The sequence below is a fragment of the Nitratireductor rhodophyticola genome, assembly GCF_019891355.1.
In the GTDB taxonomy this organism is placed as follows: domain Bacteria; phylum Pseudomonadota; class Alphaproteobacteria; order Rhizobiales; family Rhizobiaceae; genus Nitratireductor; species Nitratireductor rhodophyticola.
This window is the reverse complement of the sequence record NZ_JAHSSF010000004.1, coordinates 357,902-374,967: the sequence shown is the minus strand read 5'-3', so window position 1 is coordinate 374,967 and position 17,066 is coordinate 357,902. Positions and strand designations below refer to the sequence as shown.

General features: G+C 62.0%; 14 protein-coding genes. 6 read left to right on the top strand and 8 right to left on the bottom strand.

Annotated features, from left to right (window positions below):
- Nucleotides 1-58 precede the first annotated feature (58 nt).
- The gene (gene cpdR / locus KUG85_RS17265; RefSeq protein ID WP_007008549.1) at nt 59-421 is read right to left on the bottom strand and encodes a cell cycle two-component system response regulator CpdR; all 363 of its coding nucleotides are present in this window, start codon (nt 419-421) and stop codon (nt 59-61) included.
- A gap of 184 nt (nt 422-605) precedes the next feature.
- On the opposite strand from cpdR, the gene KUG85_RS17260 reads away from it, so the two are divergent.
- Nucleotides 606-1,496 carry an N-formylglutamate amidohydrolase gene (locus tag KUG85_RS17260; protein WP_223006197.1) on the top strand — a complete coding sequence of 297 codons (891 nt, stop codon included), beginning with the start codon at nt 606-608 and terminating at the stop codon, nt 1,494-1,496.
- A 289-nt stretch (nt 1,497-1,785) separates the two neighbouring features.
- Nucleotides 1,786-2,556, top strand: coding sequence for a histidinol-phosphatase (gene hisN, locus KUG85_RS17255; RefSeq protein WP_223006196.1), 771 nt, complete (start codon nt 1,786-1,788; stop codon nt 2,554-2,556).
- 6 nt (nt 2,557-2,562) lie between these two features.
- Here the strand turns inward: hisN and KUG85_RS17250 are convergent, their stop codons facing one another.
- Nucleotides 2,563-3,522 carry an alpha/beta fold hydrolase gene (locus KUG85_RS17250; protein ID WP_223006195.1) on the bottom strand — a complete coding sequence of 320 codons (960 nt, stop codon included), beginning with the start codon at nt 3,520-3,522 and terminating at the stop codon, nt 2,563-2,565.
- A 428-nt stretch (nt 3,523-3,950) separates the two neighbouring features.
- Between KUG85_RS17250 and KUG85_RS17245 the strand changes: the two genes are divergently transcribed.
- Nucleotides 3,951-4,409, top strand: a complete 459-nt coding sequence (locus KUG85_RS17245) for an Hsp20 family protein (RefSeq protein WP_007008552.1) — start codon at nt 3,951-3,953, stop codon at nt 4,407-4,409.
- A gap of 156 nt (nt 4,410-4,565) precedes the next feature.
- On the opposite strand, the gene KUG85_RS17240 is transcribed toward KUG85_RS17245, so the two are convergent.
- The 5 genes from KUG85_RS17240 to KUG85_RS17220 all read right to left on the bottom strand — a co-directional run bounded on the left by KUG85_RS17240 (nt 4,566) and on the right by KUG85_RS17220 (nt 8,412).
- Complete coding sequence (locus tag KUG85_RS17240) at nt 4,566-5,141, bottom strand: DoxX family protein (protein WP_065815786.1); 576 nt, start codon at nt 5,139-5,141, stop codon at nt 4,566-4,568.
- Nucleotides 5,141-5,956, bottom strand: a complete 816-nt coding sequence (locus KUG85_RS17235) for an HvfC/BufC N-terminal domain-containing protein (protein ID WP_223006194.1) — start codon at nt 5,954-5,956, stop codon at nt 5,141-5,143. The genes KUG85_RS17240 and KUG85_RS17235 overlap by 1 nt, the downstream gene beginning before the upstream one ends.
- A complete protein-coding gene (gene bufB / locus KUG85_RS17230; RefSeq protein WP_223006193.1) occupies nt 5,940-6,860 on the bottom strand; it encodes an MNIO family bufferin maturase in 921 nt (306 codons plus the stop codon). Before bufB ends, KUG85_RS17235 begins: the two co-directional genes overlap by 17 nt.
- Before the next feature lie 44 nt (nt 6,861-6,904).
- On the bottom strand, nt 6,905-7,210 hold the full coding sequence (locus KUG85_RS17225) for a BufA1 family periplasmic bufferin-type metallophore (protein ID WP_007008556.1): 306 nt from the start codon (nt 7,208-7,210) through the stop codon (nt 6,905-6,907).
- A 149-nt stretch (nt 7,211-7,359) separates the two neighbouring features.
- Complete coding sequence (locus tag KUG85_RS17220) at nt 7,360-8,412, bottom strand: threonine aldolase family protein (protein ID WP_223006192.1); 1,053 nt, start codon at nt 8,410-8,412, stop codon at nt 7,360-7,362.
- A gap of 548 nt (nt 8,413-8,960) precedes the next feature.
- On the opposite strand from KUG85_RS17220, the gene gltB reads away from it, so the two are divergent.
- The 3 genes from gltB to KUG85_RS17205 are packed head-to-tail and all read left to right on the top strand — an operon-like array spanning nt 8,961 to nt 15,782.
- Nucleotides 8,961-13,694 carry a glutamate synthase large subunit gene (gene gltB, locus KUG85_RS17215; RefSeq protein ID WP_223006191.1) on the top strand — a complete coding sequence of 1,578 codons (4,734 nt, stop codon included), beginning with the start codon at nt 8,961-8,963 and terminating at the stop codon, nt 13,692-13,694.
- A 24-nt stretch (nt 13,695-13,718) separates the two neighbouring features.
- The gene (locus KUG85_RS17210) at nt 13,719-14,309 is read left to right on the top strand and encodes a glutathione S-transferase family protein (protein ID WP_223006190.1); all 591 of its coding nucleotides are present in this window, start codon (nt 13,719-13,721) and stop codon (nt 14,307-14,309) included.
- Nucleotides 14,310-14,327: 18 nt separating this feature from the next.
- The gene (locus KUG85_RS17205) at nt 14,328-15,782 is read left to right on the top strand and encodes a glutamate synthase subunit beta (protein WP_223006189.1); all 1,455 of its coding nucleotides are present in this window, start codon (nt 14,328-14,330) and stop codon (nt 15,780-15,782) included.
- Between the two features lie 22 nt (nt 15,783-15,804).
- Here KUG85_RS17205 and KUG85_RS17200 read toward each other — a convergent pair whose 3' ends face one another.
- The gene (locus tag KUG85_RS17200; RefSeq protein WP_065815779.1) at nt 15,805-17,046 is read right to left on the bottom strand and encodes an SGNH/GDSL hydrolase family protein; all 1,242 of its coding nucleotides are present in this window, start codon (nt 17,044-17,046) and stop codon (nt 15,805-15,807) included.
- Nucleotides 17,047-17,066: the final 20 nt, after the last annotated feature.

Below are 17,066 nucleotides of genomic sequence, written 5' to 3'. Positions count from 1 at the left end.
TTTACGGCTATTTCGACAACCGGGGCGGATGCCGCGCTTTCCCCGCCGGAAACCCGGTTCAGGCCGCCTGTAAAAGCTTCTCCACCTCGTTGACGAGATCGCGCAGATGGAAGGGCTTGGACAGGACTTTTGCGTCCTGGGGTGCATTCGAATCGGGGTTCAGCGCCACGGCGGCAAAACCCGTGATGAACATCACCTTTAAGTCCGGATCGATTTCCGTCGCGCGCCTGGCGAGTTCGATGCCGTCCATCTCCGGCATGACGATGTCGGTCAAAAGGAGAGAGAAAGGCTCTTCACGCAACCGGTCATAGGCGCCCGCGCCATTGTCGAAGTCGACGACTTCGTAGCCTGCCCGTTCCAGCGCCTTCACGAGAAAGCGCCGCATGTCGTTATCGTCTTCCGCCAGGAGAATCCGTGCCATTGTGCCGTCCGAATCGTGCGAGAGCGGTCGTCCCGCAAACCGCTTGTATGTCATCAGCTATATGATTCTCGCGTGGTAAATATCAAGTGAATCCTTATGGGCCAGTCTGTGGAGCGGCTGGACAGGCGCGCGCGCCGGTGGCAGGCTTTGCAGGGACAAGGCTTGGTGGAGGCGTAAAACACGGATGAATGCTGCAGCGGATTTCGGGAAGATTCCGGCTTTCGAGGTGCATGCCCCAGCGTCGCAGGAGGCGCCGTTCGTCTTCAATTCGCCGCACAGCGGGCGTCATTATCCGCAGCGTTTTCTTGAAATGAGCCGGCTTGATGCCACCGTGATCCGGCGTTCGGAAGACTGTTATGTGGACGAGCTTTTCTCCGGCGTGATCGCCTGCGGCGCGCCTCTCCTGGCCGCCAATTTCCCGCGCGCCTATCTGGATGTGAACCGCGAGCCGTGGGAACTCGATCCGCGTATGTTTTCCGAGCCGGTGCCGCCCTATGCCAACATCCGCTCGCCGCGGGTGGCCGGCGGGCTCGGCACCGTGCCCAAGCTGGTCGGCGAGGGGCTCGACATCTATCACGGCCGGCTGCCGCTGGCCGAAGCCGTTTCGCGTATCGAGGCGATCTACCAGCCCTATCATGAATGTCTCAAACGACTTCTGATCAACACGCATTGCGCGTTCGGTCATGGCATTCTGATCGACTGTCATTCCATGCCGGCGGGGGTGCGTTCGGGAGACGGCAGCCTGCGGCCCGATTTCATCATCGGCGACCGCTTCGGCGTGTCGGCTGCGCCGATCCTGACGGAATGGGTGGTCGGCCTTTTATCGGCGCGCGGCTATTGCGTGGTCCACAACAAGCCCTATGCCGGTGGCTTTATCACCGAGCATTACGGCCGCCCCGCCCAGGGGCTCCATGCGCTGCAGATCGAGATCAACCGCAGCCTCTACATGAATGAACGGACGTTCGAGAAGACCCCGGGTTTCAATGCCCTGATGGACGACCTGACAGATTTCGCCCGCGAACTGATGCTGACCGCCAGGCGGCATTTCACCGATCTTCCCCTCGCAGCCGAGTGACCTGCAGATTTGCCGCGGTGCAGCATGAGTTTCCCTCAACCGGGAAGGGCGGGGTAAAAAAAGACCGCATCGCATGGGCGACGCGGCCTAAAGTCTAGGGAGGAAACGCCCAAAAGGGCATTCGGCAGATAAACTGCCTGAATAGAAGTTTATGTTGCATTGCAGCATTGTCAAGCGTTAACCGTTCGACAACCATTGCAAACGGCCGCATTCGCGGCGAAGATCACGTCCGACCATCCGCCTGTCAGCCGAATCCAGAAATCCCAAATCCAGAATTCAGGAGTTCCCCATGACCGTGTCGCCGGCCCTCATGCGCCGCATTGCCGAGGCTGCCGCAGAACAGACCCTGCCACGCTTTCGCCAGCCGGCGCTGATCGACAACAAGGTCGATGGCGGTTTCGACCCGGTCACGGAGGCCGACCGCGAGGCCGAGAAGGCGATACGCGCGCTGATCGGCGAGGCCTATCCCGATCATGGCATACTGGGCGAGGAATTCGGCCTTGAGGGCGAGGCGAGCGATCACCGCTGGATCATCGATCCCATCGACGGCACACGCGCTTTCATCTCCGGTCTGCCGCTGTGGGGAACGCTGGTGGGGCTCACCGTGTCGGGCCGCGCGGTTGCGGGTATGATGTCCCAGCCCTTCACGGGGGAGCTTTTCTACACGGTCGGCGAGGGCGCCCATTATGAGGGGCCGGGCGGTGCGCGGTCATTGAAAACCCGCGAGACGACCGAGCTTGCCGATGCCACGCTGTGCACCACCACGCCTGCGCTGTTCGATGGGCTGCGCCGTCCGGCCTATGACCGGGTGGAAAAATCCGTCTGTCTCGCCCGCTACGGCACCGATTGCTACGCCTATGCCATGCTGGCGGCAGGGCAGATCGACCTCGTCGTCGAAACGGCGCTGCAGCCCTACGACATTGTCGCACTCGTCCCCATCATCGAGCAGGCGGGCGGGGTGATCACGAGCTGGGCCGGTGGCAGGCCCGAAAGCGGCGGGGATATCGTTGCCGCTGCCACGCCCCAGCTCCATGAAAAGGCAATGGCGCTCCTGCGCTGACACGGTTCAGAAGTCGATGTCGCCTGTTCCTTCCACAAACGCAAAGAAGGCGGCGAGCGCCTGCTCACGGTAGCGGTCGGCCTCCTGCAGGAGTTCGTGGCGTGCGCCATCGATCGTCAGCAGCGAACCGCTGCGCAGGTGGCGCGCATAGGTTTCGATGGCGCTGTTGGAAACGACACGGTCGCTCCCGGCTGCGAGTATCAGCGATGGGATGTGCAGCCGGGCCATGAAGTCCGGATCCGTCACCTGCTCGACCGCGCGGAACATGGCACGCGTCCAGGCCACTGTCGGGCCATTGATGGCAAGCCCCGGCCAGGCCGTCACCGTCGCGCGGTTGCGGTTGAAGCGCTCCGAGTCGGAGCTCAGCGCCGCGGGTGAGAAATCCGGTGTCTTCAGCCGGTTGCGCCGGCCCGGCATATACATTTTTCCAAGCCCGATCGCGTAGAGAAACCGGGCGAGGCGCGCCACCCAGGTCGTTATGGCCGGCGAGCCGGCAAGGCCAAGCAGCGGCGCGCAAAGCACCATGCGGCGCACACGGTTGGTGAGGCTGGGGGAGGCCAGAAGCGCAATCAGCACGCCCGTTGAGTGGGCAAGGATATAATAGGGGCCCCGGCAGTCCGGCAGAACGACCTGCTCAAACAGCGTGTCCAGATCGCGCACATAGTCATCGAAACTCTCCACATAGCCGCGATCGGCATTCGCCAGAAGCCGCTCGGAGCCACCCTGCCCACGCCAGTCGAGGATCGTCGATCCATAGCCATGCTGTGCGAGGTCGTCGGCCGTCTCAAAGTATTTTTCGATGTATTCGTTGCGGCCTGGAAGCAGCACCACCGTGCCACGCTTCGTCTCGCCCCGGCCCGGCACGCGCGCGTAGCGGATCGAAACCCCGTCCCCCGTCTGCAACAGGCCTGCTTCAATCCCGTCTGGCGCGGGATTCTCCGGAACGGCGATAAGCAGGTCATCCATGCGGAATCATTGGCCTCAAGAGCATGGTTGAGGGGTGACGGAAGATGATATTCCTATGGATTGATAGAGCCGGGTGGGCTGAAAGGCAAGAAACGGAAAGGTTCTGGGAGGTCGAATGCCGGAAGCGACGTCATGCCGCTTCCGGCGTTCCGCACCGGTGGAAGGGACGTTACATCCGGTGCTTTACCCGGTGGCAACGCAGGGCTGCCAATCAGGTAGAGCCACCCTAGCGGGGCCAAGCTGAACGGTTTCCGAGTGCTCCGTTCATCCGCCGTTCATCTGGATCGGCGGGCTCTTGAACCGGATTTTTGCTGCCCCCATATATTTTCTGCGGCCGCCAGAACGGGGTCGCTGGCCTCTCGGAAACGCCCATAAGCGGGTTTCGGAACATGGCCATAACGCAATGTTGCTCAACAGGAGAACAGACCATGCGTCACGTAGATTTTTCGCCTCTTTATCGTTCCACCGTCGGCTTCGACCGGCTTTTCTCGATGCTTGATACGCTCGGTCAGCCGGACAATGGCCAGACTTACCCGCCTTACAACATCGAGCGCACGGGTGAAGATGCCTATCGCATTTCGATGGCTGTCGCCGGGTTTGGCGAAGAGGACATTTCCATCGAGGCCCATCGCAACGTGCTCACCGTCAAGGGCGAAAAGAGTGCCGAGCAGAAGGGCGAGAGCGAACTGCTTTATCGCGGCATCGCCTCACGCAGCTTCGAGCGCCGTTTCCAGCTTGCCGATCATGTCGAGGTGACGGGCGCCAATCTTGAGAACGGCCTTCTGCACATCGATTTGACGCGCAACATCCCCGAGGAGATGAAGCCGCGCCGCATCCCCATCGCTTCGGTGAAGGATGCGAAGGAAATCGAGGCCAAGGCCCACTAGATCGCCGGCGTCCATTCGGACGCACAAAGGACGATCCAGACTGTAAATGGAGCATCGGAATAATCCGAAAACTGCATTCCGCGTTTCGGTCCGATGCTCGAAACCAGAGAAATGCTCATTGAGCATTGGCGGCGCCCTTGTGGCGCCGCTTCTGGTTCAGCTGTCTGAAATCGTGCGGCGGCGTGAAAGAAGCGCGTCGAGCGAGATCAACCCCGCGCCTTTGACCACGAGATAGAGAAGCAGGAAAACCCAGAGCGTGCGCTGATCCCAGATCAGTCCGTCCGAAAATCGGTCGAACCAGGCTCCCGCCGTCTCCGAACCCACATTGTGCACGGCGATGTCCACATAGGACTGAACGAGCACGAAACCGATCATGCCGAGTGCGGCAATGCGGGTGAAGAGGCCGATCACGATCAGCAATGGCAACACGAACTCGGAATACGTCCCCATCCAGACAATGAATCCCCATGGAATGAATGACACGGCCGAAACGTTGCCCCCTGCCGCTTCCACCGCCGGCAGTGCGATCTGGTAGTAGGCGCCGTCAGCGACATGAAAGAAGCCGAAAAAGCCATCTCCGACCTTGGTTCGTGCCGAGTTCAGGAAGTAGAAATAGAGAACGGCGAAGAAGGAGAAACGGGCTGCAAAGCCCAGAAACCAGCCGTCGAGCATCCGCTCCACGGTTGAGAAGACACGCGCATGCAGCGCCTCGATTGTCTGAAACACGGCCATCAGTCCTTTTCGTCGATATCGTTGCCGGCGCGGCAGCCTTCAAACGCGCCGCTTTCAATGGTCATGGCGATTGCCGCCTGGAGATCGAAGTCCGGCTGGCTCTCAAGTGCCAGGCCTGCGGCGTCTTGCAGGCGCACGCCCTTGCTTAAGGCCTGAAGGAAAAGAAACTGGCCGGGGTCGAGCCTTCGCACCTGCACGTTCAGAGATGGCCGCGTCACAAGGGCAGCTTCGGCAATACCGGCATTGATGCGCTCGGGCATCGGGCCTCCCCGGTGCGCGGTGAAAATCGTGTAGACCGCATAGTCTGAAGAGACGAGGCGTGCGGCCGGATGCGGCGTGAAGAGCGCCGTCGCCAGCGCCTGGGGCGGCAGCGCGCCGAGATCGGCAGCAGTGAGCGGCGTCCGGTCGGCTGCGTGATAGGCGTCGAGCCAGGCGCGTTCGAGCCGCGCGACGTCAGGCAGGTATTTCAGATGGCGGATCGGTGTGAAACCGGCGAGAAAATCCGCAAAATCATGCCCATATTCGAAGACGAGACGCGAGCGCGGCGGATGCGCGCGCAGGAAATCGCGCGCGATCATGCGAAAATTCTCGTCCCCGAGGATCTGCGTCACCGCCGGGAAGATTTCGGTGAGCGCCGTGACGAGGCTGTGGGTGACATTGTTGCGGTAGACGTTGAAGCGTTTCTGCGCCGCCTTGCCGTGCGGGCCGGTCACGCCCCGCGGTGTCGCACGCTCCGGATCGAGAAGCACCGCACCGAACGCGTCATCGTAAGCGGTGGACGCATTGGCCGCCACGAGGTCAGGAGTGGAGCGCATGGCGTTTCACGTTTTGCTGATGGCCACGATAACGGTCGAGAATGCGTTCGGCGGCAATGGCTTCCGAGCGCAGGACCGGCCAGTCGGGAACCTCCGAATCCCACTCGACAAGGGTATCGATCGGCCCGCACGCCTTGATCACCGTCTCGTAGAGGCTCCACACGGGGTCGGCGACGGGCCGGTCATGGCTGTCGATCAACAGCGGCGCGCCCTCGTCATCCTCCTGCTCGTCATGGCCGGCAAGGTGGATTTCGCCCACATGCTCCAGCGGGAAATCGGCCAGGTATCCGGTGGCGCTGAAGCCGTGATTGGTTGCGGAGACGAACACATTGTTGATGTCGAGCAGCAGGCCGCAGCCCGTGCGCTTCACGATTTCACGCAGGAAATCGGTTTCCTTCCAGACAGATTCGGAAAACAGAACATAGGTGGACGGGTTTTCAAGCAGGATCGGTCCGCCGATCGCTTCCTGCACCTGATCAATATGCTCGCACACGCGCGCCAGCGTTTCGTCGGTATAGGGCAGGGGCAGGAGGTCGTTGAAAAACACATCGTCATGGGTCGACCAGGCGAGATGTTCCGACACCCTGAAGGGTTCGTATCGCTCGACGAGGCCGGCAAAACGGGCGAGGTGTTCGGGATCGAGCGGGTTCATCCCGCCGATGGACATGCACACGCCGTGCAGGGAAACGGGCAGCATGTTGCGGATTTCGGTCAGGGCGGCGTGCGGCGGTCCGCCCGCGCCCATATAGTTTTCCGCATGCACCTCCACGAAGCCGACCGAAGTCGGGTCTGCTGCGATTGCATCGAAATGCTGCGGTTTGAAACTCGCGCCGGCCCTGCCGGCGGGAGTGAATGCCGGGAGGCGGTTCTGGTTTGCGGAGTGAATTGCGAATTCGCGTGCCATCAGGCGCCTCCCGGCATTACTGGTTCAGGATGCAGTCAGGTCGATCAGGACGGCAGATCGCGATCGAGCGGCTCAAGCGAGCCCATGCGTTCGCCGGGCAGTTCCATCGTGGTGCAGGTGCCTGCATCCACATAGGTCCAGGCGTTGCCCTGATAGTCGACCTTCGAAGTGCCGGCGCAGGTGGTGCCGGGGCCGGCAGCGCAATCGTTCTTGCCGGCCATGGAAACACCATAGCACTTTTCTTTTTCCTGTGCCTGGGCAGCCGTGGTCGTGGCGAGGGTTCCGGCCGACAGAGCGGCAGCGACTGTGCCGGCAATGTAGGCAGCGGTGAGTGCGGTTTTCGTGGACATGAAATGATCTCCTCTAGAGGTCGTGTCGAAGCCGGATTTCAGCTCCGGCAGGACCCGTTTTTTCAGAGGGACAGTTCACTTGGAAATCAAGCGCGCGCGAGCCACCATCACTTGGGCGTGAGGCGGTGTTTATCGCGCGCGCCTTCTGCTCAACCGTTCAGGGCCTGCCTGAACGCTTCGATCTCGGAGCGCTCGGTGGCAAAGCTGGTCACAAACCGATGAAGAACCTCTCCTGCGCTGACCTCGCTGGTAAAGGATAGAGGGGGCTTCCACGGGTAAAATTTCGCGCCCGCGGCCTGCAGTGTCTTTGCCTTCTCGGCGGTCATCAGTGCAAACACCTCATTTGCCTGTGGCTGCCAGGCGAGGCGTGTGCCGTCGGCGGCCGAAATGGCAGATGCGAGGTCGGCGGCCATGGCGTTGGCGTGCTGTGCCGTCTTTAGCCATAAATCGTCGCGGAAATAGGCTTCGAACTGTGCGGCGATGAAGCGCGATTTGGAAAAGAGGTGCGCAGCGCGCTTGCGCAGAAAATGCATCTGCCCGACCTTTGCCGGGTCGAGCACGACAATGGCCTCCGCGCACCAGCAGCCATTCTTAGTCCCGCCGAAGGAGACGATGTCGACGCCGCGCTTCCAGGTCATCTCTGCCGGCGTGGTTTCAAGCGCCACCAGGGCGTTGGCAAAGCGCGCGCCGTCGAGGTGCAACGGAATATCGGCCTCGCGGCAGATGCCGGCGATTTTCTCGATTTCCTCAAGGGAATAAAGCGTGCCGATCTCGGTTGCCTGTGTGATGGACGCCGCCATGGGCTGTCCCGCATGCACGAACTCGGCCGGATGCGCGCGGATCGCCACGTCGAGCGCGTTCGGGTCCATGCGCCCCAACGGGCCTGCAACACCCTTCAGGCGCGCGCCGCCGGTCAGATATTCCGGAGCGCCACCTTCGTCATCGATCGCGTGGGCCTCTGTGTGGCAGAAGGCAACGCCGCCGGGTTTGGCAGCCCACGCAAGCGACAGGCTGTTGGCGGCCGTGCCGGTGCCGACGAAGAACACCGCCACGTCGCGTTCGAAAATATCGCAGAAGATTCGCTCGACCTGCCTGTCCAGATCGCCGGTACCGTAAGCCGATGCATAGCCGCCTGCATTGTTTGTGAGCGCTTCGGCGATTTGCGGATGGGCGCCGGCCCAGTTGTCGGAGGCGAAATTCATGCAGTCGATCTCTCTTTTGACCTTAAAATAAGCAGTGGCGGCGCGACATTGCGCGCTTCACCCCTCCGTATCAAGCCCCCGGGATGAGATGTTGCGGTCATTCTTTTGCTTTGCAGGATGATCTGCGGTGATGATGGATAATTTCGACAATACTTGCAGTTCGGGAATTTTCTTTCGCTTTTTGCGCAAAAAATTTGCATTTCCGTCTTGTCTGGTGTTGGTATTTCTGGCATTTCAGCGATTAGGACAGCAATCCTGTCTTATTGCGCAAAGATCATGTTACGGTGCATTGCAAACGCCTCCCCGGGTCGTGGTAATGTAGCGGTGATCGGCGCGACGAAGGCGGTCCGGCAATGACCGGAGCAAAATCCATAGGCAGGAATGCCCCGCCCAAGAACAAGAAAATGCGCCGGAGCGAACCGGTAGCGTTCCTCCGGCTTCTAAATGGAAATGCCGTGCATACACCCCGGATGGCCGCAAGGGCAGCCCGGCGACTGAACGACCGCCCAGTGAGGAGAGGCTCTGGGCAACAATTGTGAGGAATTGCGATGACGGAAATGACGCCATCTGTTTCGACCAGGTTCGAACCTGCCGCCGAGGCCGGAGCGGCCACCGTCAAACGCACAGCGAAGACAATCGTGCCCGGCCTGCCGGCAGCGCAGGGGCTTTACGACCCGCGCAATGAGCATGACGCCTGCGGTGTCGGCTTTGTCGCGCATATGAAGGGCAAGCGCTCGCACAGCATCGTTCAGGACGGGCTTGCCATGCTCGAGAACCTCACCCATCGCGGTGCCGTGGGGGCTGACCCGCTCGTGGGCGACGGTGCGGGCATGCTGATGCAGATCCCCGACCGTTTCTATCGTGAAGAATGGGCCGAACGCGGTGTCGAGCTTCCCGAGCCCGGCCACTATGGCGTCGGTCATTTCTTCATGCCGCGCGACGGCGCTCTGCGCGAGAAGATCGATACGATCATTGCCGATGTGGTGCGCTCGGAAGGTCAGGAACTGATCGGTTTCCGCGATGTGCCGGTCGACAATTCCTGCCTCTCCAAGGCGCCCGAAATCGTTGCTTCCGAGCCGGTCCACCGGCAGATTTTCATCGCGCGCGGGGCGAGTATCCAGAATGAAGAGGATTTCGAGCGGCGGCTCTATATCCTGCGCAAAGTGATTTCGGGCCGTGTGCGCGAGGAGCTGGAAGGCGGCACGCATGGTTTCTACACCGTCTCGCTGTCGGCGCGCACCATCGTCTACAAGGGCATGTTCCTCGCCTATCAGCTTGGCGCCTATTACAAGGACCTGAAGGATCCGCGCTTCGAGACGGCGCTGGCGCTCGTGCACCAGCGCTTCTCCACCAACACCTTCCCCTCCTGGGAGCTCGCGCATCCCTATCGCATGGTCGCCCACAATGGCGAGATCAACACCGTGCGCGGCAACGTCAACTGGATGGCGGCGCGGCAGGCTTCGGTGGATTCGGAGCTCTTCGGCAACGACATTTCCAAGCTCTGGCCGATTTCCTATGAGGGCCAGTCCGACACGGCCTGTTTCGACAACGCGCTGGAGTTCCTGTTCCAGGGCGGTTATTCGCTCGTCCATTCCATGATGATGCTGATCCCGGAAGCCTGGGCCGGCAATCGCCTGATGAGCGACGAGCGCAAGGCGTTCTACGAATACCACGCGGCGCTGATGGAGCCGTGGGATGGCCCGGCTGCCGTGGCCTTTACCGACGGCATCCAGATTGGCGCAACGCTCGACCGCAACGGTTTGCGTCCGGCGCGCTACATCGTCACCGACGACGATCGCGTCATCATGGCGTCCGAAGCCGGTGCGCTGGTCGTGCCGGAGGAGAAGATCGTCAGCAAATGGCGTCTCCAGCCCGGCCGCATGCTCCTGATCGACATGGAAGAAGGCCGCATCATCTCCGACGAGGATGTGAAGGCGGCAATCGCCACCAAGCATCCTTTCCAGAAGTGGCTCGACAACACCCAACTCATCCTTGAGGATCTGAAGCCGGTGGAGCCGCGCGCCCTGCGCAAGGATGTCTCCCCGCTCGATCTGCAGCAGGCCTTCGGCTACACGCAGGAAGACACGAAGATGCTGATGGCGCCCATGGCCACGACCGGCCAGGAGGGCATCGGCTCCATGGGCACCGACACGCCGATCTCGGCCATGTCCGACAAGCCCAAGCTGCTCTACACCTATTTCAAGCAGAACTTTGCGCAGGTCACCAACCCGCCGATCGATCCGATCCGCGAAGAACTGGTGATGAGCCTGGTCTCCTTCATCGGCCCGCGGCCCAATATTTTCGATCTGGTCGGCTCCTCGCGCCGCAAGCGGCTTGAGGTGCGCCAGCCCATCCTCACCAATGGGGATCTGGAAAAGATCCGCTCCATCGGCCACACCGAGGACCGGTTCGACACCAAGACCATCGACGTCACTTATGCCTCGGGCGAGGGTGCTGCCGGCATGCGTGGCGCTCTGGAGCGCGTGTGCGACCGGGCCGAGGCAGCCGTTGCCGGCGGTTATAACATCATCATCCTGTCGGATCGTCAGATCGGCCCGGACCGCATCGCCATCCCGATGCTGCTTGCCACCGCCGCCGTCCACCATCACCTGATCCGCAAGGGCCTGCGCACCGCGGTCGGCCTCGTGGTCGAATCCGGCGAGCCGCGCGAGGTGCATCATTTCTGCTGCCTGGCAGGCTATGGCGCCGAGGCGATCAACCCCTATCTCGCCTTCGACACGCTGCTTGCCATGCACAAGGCCGGTGAGTTTCCGCCGGAGGTGGACCCGCAGGAGGTCGTGCAGCGCTACATCAAGGCCATCGGCAAGGGCATTCTGAAGGTCATGTCCAAGATGGGCATCTCCACCTACCAGTCCTATTGCGGCGCGCAGATTTTCGATGCCGTGGGCCTCGAAAGCGATTTCATCGAGCAGTATTTCACCAACACCGCCACCACGATCGAAGGTGTCGGGCTGGAAGAGATTGCAGCCGAGACCGCGGGCCGCCACACATCGGCGTTCGGTCCCGACCCGGTGCTGAAAAACGCGCTCGAAGTGGGTGGCGAATACAATTACCGCATGCGCGGCGAATCCCACATCTGGTCGCCCGATGCCGTTGCCTCCCTCCAGCATGCCGTGCGCGGCAAGTCCTTCGAGACCTATCGCGATTTCGCAAAGATGGTTGATGGCGAGGCGGCAGACGCCAAGTCCATTCGCGGCCTCTTCTCGGTCAAGACGGCCAGGGATGCCGGCCGCAAGCCTGTTTCGCTCGACGAGGTCGAGCCGGCTTCCGAAATCGTCAAGCGGTTCTCCACCGGCGCCATGTCCTTCGGCTCCATCAGCCGCGAGGCGCACACCACGCTGGCGCGCGCCATGAATGCGCTGGGCGGCAAGTCGAACACGGGCGAGGGCGGCGAGGAGCCTGATCGCTACCTGCCGATGCCCGACGGTTCGATGAACCCGGAGCGCTCCTCCATCAAGCAGATTGCCAGCGGCCGTTTCGGCGTCACCACCGAATATCTTGTCAATTCCGACATGATGCAGATCAAGGTGGCGCAGGGCGCAAAGCCCGGCGAGGGCGGTCAGCTTCCCGGCCACAAGGTGGATGCCACCATCGCCAAGGTGCGCCACTCCACGCCGGGTGTCGGCCTCATTTCGCCGCCGCCGCATCACGACATCTATTCCATCGAGGATCTGGCGCAGCTCATCTACGATCTGAAAAACGTCAATCCGGATGCGGATGTCTCCGTCAAGCTCGTCTCCGAGGTTGGCGTGGGCACGGTCGCGGCCGGCGTCGCCAAGGCGCGCGCCGATCACATCACCATTTCGGGCTATGATGGCGGCACGGGCGCTTCCCCGCTCACCTCCATTAAGCATGCCGGCAGCCCGTGGGAGATGGGGCTTGCCGAAACCCACCAGACCCTGGTGCTCAACGGGCTGCGCTCGCGCGTGGCGCTTCAGGTCGACGGCGGGCTGAAAACCGGCCGCGATGTCATCATCGGCGCGCTGCTGGGCGCCGACGAATATGGCTTCTCCACCGCACCGCTGATCGCCGCCGGCTGCATCATGATGCGCAAGTGCCACCTGAACACCTGCCCCGTCGGCGTCGCCACGCAGGATCCGGTGCTGCGCAAGCGCTTCAAGGGCACGCCGGAGCACGTCATCAACTACTTCTTCTATGTCGCGGAAGAGGTGCGTCAGTATCTGGCCGAGATGGGCTATACGAAGCTCGACGACATTATCGGCCAGTCGGACCTTCTCGAGAAGAACGCGATGATCGCGCACTGGAAGGCGCGCGGCCTCGACTTCACGAAAGTCTTCTACAAGCCCGATGCCCCGCGCGAAGCCTTGCGCTGGACGGAACGGCAGGTCCATCCGATCGACGACATCCTCGACCGCAAGCTGATCGAGGCGGCAAAGCCCGCGCTTGAAAACCGGGAGCCCGTGTCGCTGGACTTCCCGATCTGCAACACCGACCGCTCCGCTGGCGCGATGCTGTCGGGCGCGGTGGCCAAGCGCTATGGCCAGAAGGGCCTGAAGGACAGCACGATCGATGTGCGCCTCACGGGCACGGCCGGTCAGTCCTTCGGCGCGTTCTTGGCGCGCGGCGTCACCTTCACCCTTCATGGCGATGCCAACGACTATGTCGGCAAGGGTCTGTCGGGTGGGCGCATCGTCATTCGTCCGACGGACGATTCGAAGATTGTCGCGGAAGAGTCCATCATCGTCGGCAACACCGTGCTTTACGGTGCCACCGAGGGTGAGTGCTACTTCCGGGGCGTTGCGGGCGAGCGTTTTGCCGTGCGCAACTCGGGTGCCGTCGCCGTTGTCGAAGGCGTCGGCGATCATGGCTGCGAATACATGACCGGCGGCGTTGTCGTCGTGCTCGGCCAGACAGGCCGCAACTTCGCAGCCGGCATGTCGGGCGGCGTCGCCTATGTGCTGGACGAGGCTGGCGATTTTGCTGAGCGCTGCAACATGGCCATGGTCGAGCTCGATCCGGTTCCGGAGGAAGACGACATCCTCGAAAAGCTGCACCACCACGGCGGTGACCTCATGCATAAGGGGCGCGTCGACGTATCCGGCGACATGACCCGGCACGATGAGGAGCGTCTGGCGCAGCTCATCTCCAACCATCTCCATTACACGGGCTCTGAGCGGGCGCGCACCATTCTGGACAACTGGGCGGACTATCGGCCCAAATTCCGCAAGGTGATGCCGGTCGAGTACCGCCGTGCGCTTGAGGAGATGGAACGCATGAAACTGGGGCTGGCGGCGGAATAGCCGCCGTCCTTGGGAGAAAATGCGATGGAGATCTTTGGTGATCAGAACTCGGGCAATTGCCTGAAGGTCAAGTACACGGCGGATCATCTCGGGCTCGCCTATCGCTGGCGCGAGCTTGACATCATGGCGGGCGAGAGCCGTACCGAGGAATTCCTCGCCATGTCGCCCTTCGGGCAGGTGCCGGTGGTGCGGTTTGATGATGGTCGCACACTCGGGCAGTCCGGCGCGATCATGCGCTATCTGGCGCGGGGCAGCGCGCTCCTGCCGGATGACGCGTTCGCCGCGGCGGAAATGGATCAGTGGATGTTCTGGGAGCAGAATTTCCACGAGCCCAATGTGGCAGGCGCGCGTTTTCATGTGGTCTACCGCAGGGAGCCGGTGGAGACGCGTGATCCTGACAAGGTCGAGCGGGGCGAGGCCGCGCTCGATTTCATGGATGATGCTCTGAAGACGCGTGACTTTTTTGTCGGTGATGCGCTCACCATCGCCGACATTGCGCTTCTCGGCTACACGCGGCTTGCCCCTCAGGGCGGATTTGAACTCGACGGGCGCAGGGCGCTCACCCGCTGGATTGCACGGTGCGAGGAAGTCCTCGGACTTCCGGCACTACAATAGAATAACGGGGTTTACTCGATGGGTAAGGTTACAGGTTTTCTCGAAATCGACCGGCAGGTCCACAAGTATCAGCCGGCATCCGACCGTATTCGCCATTTCCGCGAATTCACGCTGCCCATGTCGGACAAGGAAGTCGAGAAACAGGCCGCGCGCTGCATGGATTGCGGCATTCCCTATTGCCACGGGCCGACAGGCTGTCCGGTCCACAACCAGATCCCGGACTGGAACGACCTCGTCTACAATGGCGACTGGGACGAGGCGATCCGCAACCTGCATTCCACCAACAACTTCCCCGAATGGACGGGCCGCATCTGTCCCGCGCCCTGCGAGGAAGCCTGCACGCTCAACCTCGAAGACATTCCCGTTGCCATCAAGACGGTCGAGCAGGCCATTGCCGACAAGGCCTATGAGTCGGGCTTCGTGCGGCCCTATCCGCCCGAGCACAAGACAGGCAAGACCGTGGCCATCATCGGTTCGGGGCCCGCGGGCATGGCGGCTGCCCAGCAGCTTGGCCGTGCGGGCCATCAGGTGCATGTCTATGAGCGCGAAAGCAGGCCGGGCGGCTTGATGCGCTACGGCATTCCCGATTTCAAGATCGAGAAGCACTACATCGACCGCCGCGTCGAGCAGATGCAGGGCGAGGGCGTCACCTTCCATTGCGGCGTGAATGTCGGCGTCGACAAGCCGGTCGAGGACCTCCTTTCCGAATATGATGCCGTTTTGTATTGCGGCGGCTCGGAGCGCCCGCGTCCTGCCGGTATTCCTGGTGCCGACCTCGAAGGTGTGCACGACGCAATGCCCTATCTGGTTCAGCAGAACCGGCGTGTGGGCGGCGAGGACATCCAGTCCGTTGCCTGGGCTTCCGATCCCATCCTCGCCGGCGGCAAGCATGTGGTGGTGGTCGGTGGCGGCGACACCGCGTCCGACTGCGTGGGCACGGCGTTCCGTCAGGGGGCGGTGCGCGTTACCCAGCTCGACATTCGTCCGCGCCCGCCGGAAAAGGAAGATAAGCTCGCCGTCTGGCCCTACTGGGCGACCAAGATGCGCACTTCATCCTCGCAGGCCGAAGGTGCGGAGCGCGAGTTCCAGGTCGCAACGCTCGAATTCATCGGCGAGGACGGGGTTCTGACCGGTGTGAAATGCTGCCAGGTGGATGAGAAGCGCAAACCCATCGCAGGTACGGAATTCGTCATCCGCGCCGATCTCGCCTTCATCGCCATCGGCTTCTCCGGCCCGGCGGAAACGGGCGTTCTGTCGGAATTCGGAGATCGTCTGAAAACCGATGTTGATCGCCGCAACTCGGTCAACGTCAACGCCAATGACCGCGACTACAAGACCACAGTCGACCGGCTGTTTGCGGCAGGCGATGTCCGCCGTGGTCAATCGCTGGTGGTCTGGGCGATCCGCGAGGGGCGTCAGGCAGCACGGGCGATTGACGAGTTCCTCATGGGAAGTTCCGTCCTGCCGCGTTAAGCCGTCTCAGCGCGTACTGAAATCAGGGCGTCGCCTGGGCCGGGGGGCCGGGCGGCGTTTCGCTTCTCGGAGTTGCGTTCGTGCGCAGGGAGAAATTGTCAGCACGACCGGGCTGGGCAACAGGTTCCGGAGTGGCCCCGTCGCTTTGACCGCGCTCCTGACGTGCGATCGGTTTTACCACAGCGCCCATCAGTTCAAGCCCGCCGTCGAGCGCGGGGTCGGAAAGGGAGATCGGCATGGTCCGGTTCACCGGGGAGGGGTTCTCGGGGTGCAGCACGAGCGCCGGGAGGCTCTCCATGCCAAGTTCGCCGATATCCGGAGACACGGCCTCGCCGAGCAGTTTGTTGAGTGGCTTCTCTACGTAAAAGGCCACCTTGCGCTTTCCTGAACGTGTCAGGTTGATGCCATCGCTGCCGCGCAGGCGCACCGGCTGCCCGTTCATGTCGGGGCCGGTGAAGATAAAACCGCCGTTTTCGTCCACGAAGCCATCCCAGATGTCCACGAACGAACCGTCGACCGCCTCGACCGCGGTCTTGTAGATGTCGTTGAACGCGAGCATGTCCGAAGACATGCTTGATGACTTGAACGGGGGCAGGCCACTCCAGATGAGCGGGATTTTCTTTTCTTCCAGCGCAGCGGCAAAAGTCTCGACCCTTTGCGTGTATTCCACGAGCCAGGCTTCTGAGCGTGGTGCTTCGCGTTTGCCGTCGACGACGAGCTGCTGGCGGTCGTTGGAGCCGATCATCATGACAACGACAGTGGGCGACACGTCCTCCAGTATGCCCGCAATCTCGCCGTTCCAGTCGTAATAGTCGTCACGCACGAAGCCTGACGATCCATTGCTGCGGTTGACCACGCGGACGCCGGGCGATTCCGCATAGGCTGAACTCAGCCCTTCTGCGAGACCACCGGCCAGGAAGTCGCCGAGAACAAGCACGACACGGGCATTCTCAAGCTTTTCGACTTCAGGCGGCGGTGGAGGTTGCGGGGCCGCGCTGCGGGTGGCCGAGCGGCGGCGTTGTGTGCCCTGCTGCTTTCGTGGGGCAGAGCGCTGGCGCGTTGCCGGGCGTTCCGGCTGGCGCTGGCGCAGTGCTCCTCCGAAAAGGAGGTCGAACAGGCCACGCCGTTGCTCACGTCGGTATTCCTGCGCTTCTGCTATGGAAGGAATGGCAGTTGACGCGGGCATGGCCAGACTGAAGGCGATAACGGCAAGCGCGATGCACTTGCCGCTGCCGTCAGATTTTTTGGTCCGTTTGGCCTTCATGCCCCGCGTTCCGTGCTCCC

Excerpts from the sequence above, each read along its gene's own strand:
- cpdR (WP_007008549.1), bottom strand. The coding sequence starts at position 421 with ATGGCACGGATTCTCCTGGCGGAAGACGATAACGACATGCGGCGCTTT.
- KUG85_RS17260 (WP_223006197.1), top strand. The coding sequence starts at position 606 with ATGAATGCTGCAGCGGATTTCGGGAAGATTCCGGCTTTCGAGGTGCAT.
- hisN (WP_223006196.1), top strand. The coding sequence starts at position 1,786 with ATGACCGTGTCGCCGGCCCTCATGCGCCGCATTGCCGAGGCTGCCGCA.
- KUG85_RS17250 (WP_223006195.1), bottom strand. The coding sequence starts at position 3,522 with ATGGATGACCTGCTTATCGCCGTTCCGGAGAATCCCGCGCCAGACGGG.
- KUG85_RS17245 (WP_007008552.1), top strand. The coding sequence starts at position 3,951 with ATGCGTCACGTAGATTTTTCGCCTCTTTATCGTTCCACCGTCGGCTTC.
- KUG85_RS17240 (WP_065815786.1), bottom strand. The coding sequence starts at position 5,141 with ATGGCCGTGTTTCAGACAATCGAGGCGCTGCATGCGCGTGTCTTCTCA.
- KUG85_RS17235 (WP_223006194.1), bottom strand. The coding sequence starts at position 5,956 with ATGCGCTCCACTCCTGACCTCGTGGCGGCCAATGCGTCCACCGCTTAC.
- bufB (WP_223006193.1), bottom strand. The coding sequence starts at position 6,860 with ATGGCACGCGAATTCGCAATTCACTCCGCAAACCAGAACCGCCTCCCG.
- KUG85_RS17225 (WP_007008556.1), bottom strand. The coding sequence starts at position 7,210 with ATGTCCACGAAAACCGCACTCACCGCTGCCTACATTGCCGGCACAGTC.
- KUG85_RS17220 (WP_223006192.1), bottom strand. The coding sequence starts at position 8,412 with ATGAATTTCGCCTCCGACAACTGGGCCGGCGCCCATCCGCAAATCGCC.
- gltB (WP_223006191.1), top strand. The coding sequence starts at position 8,961 with ATGACGGAAATGACGCCATCTGTTTCGACCAGGTTCGAACCTGCCGCC.
- KUG85_RS17210 (WP_223006190.1), top strand. The coding sequence starts at position 13,719 with ATGGAGATCTTTGGTGATCAGAACTCGGGCAATTGCCTGAAGGTCAAG.
- KUG85_RS17205 (WP_223006189.1), top strand. The coding sequence starts at position 14,328 with ATGGGTAAGGTTACAGGTTTTCTCGAAATCGACCGGCAGGTCCACAAG.
- KUG85_RS17200 (WP_065815779.1), bottom strand. The coding sequence starts at position 17,046 with ATGAAGGCCAAACGGACCAAAAAATCTGACGGCAGCGGCAAGTGCATC.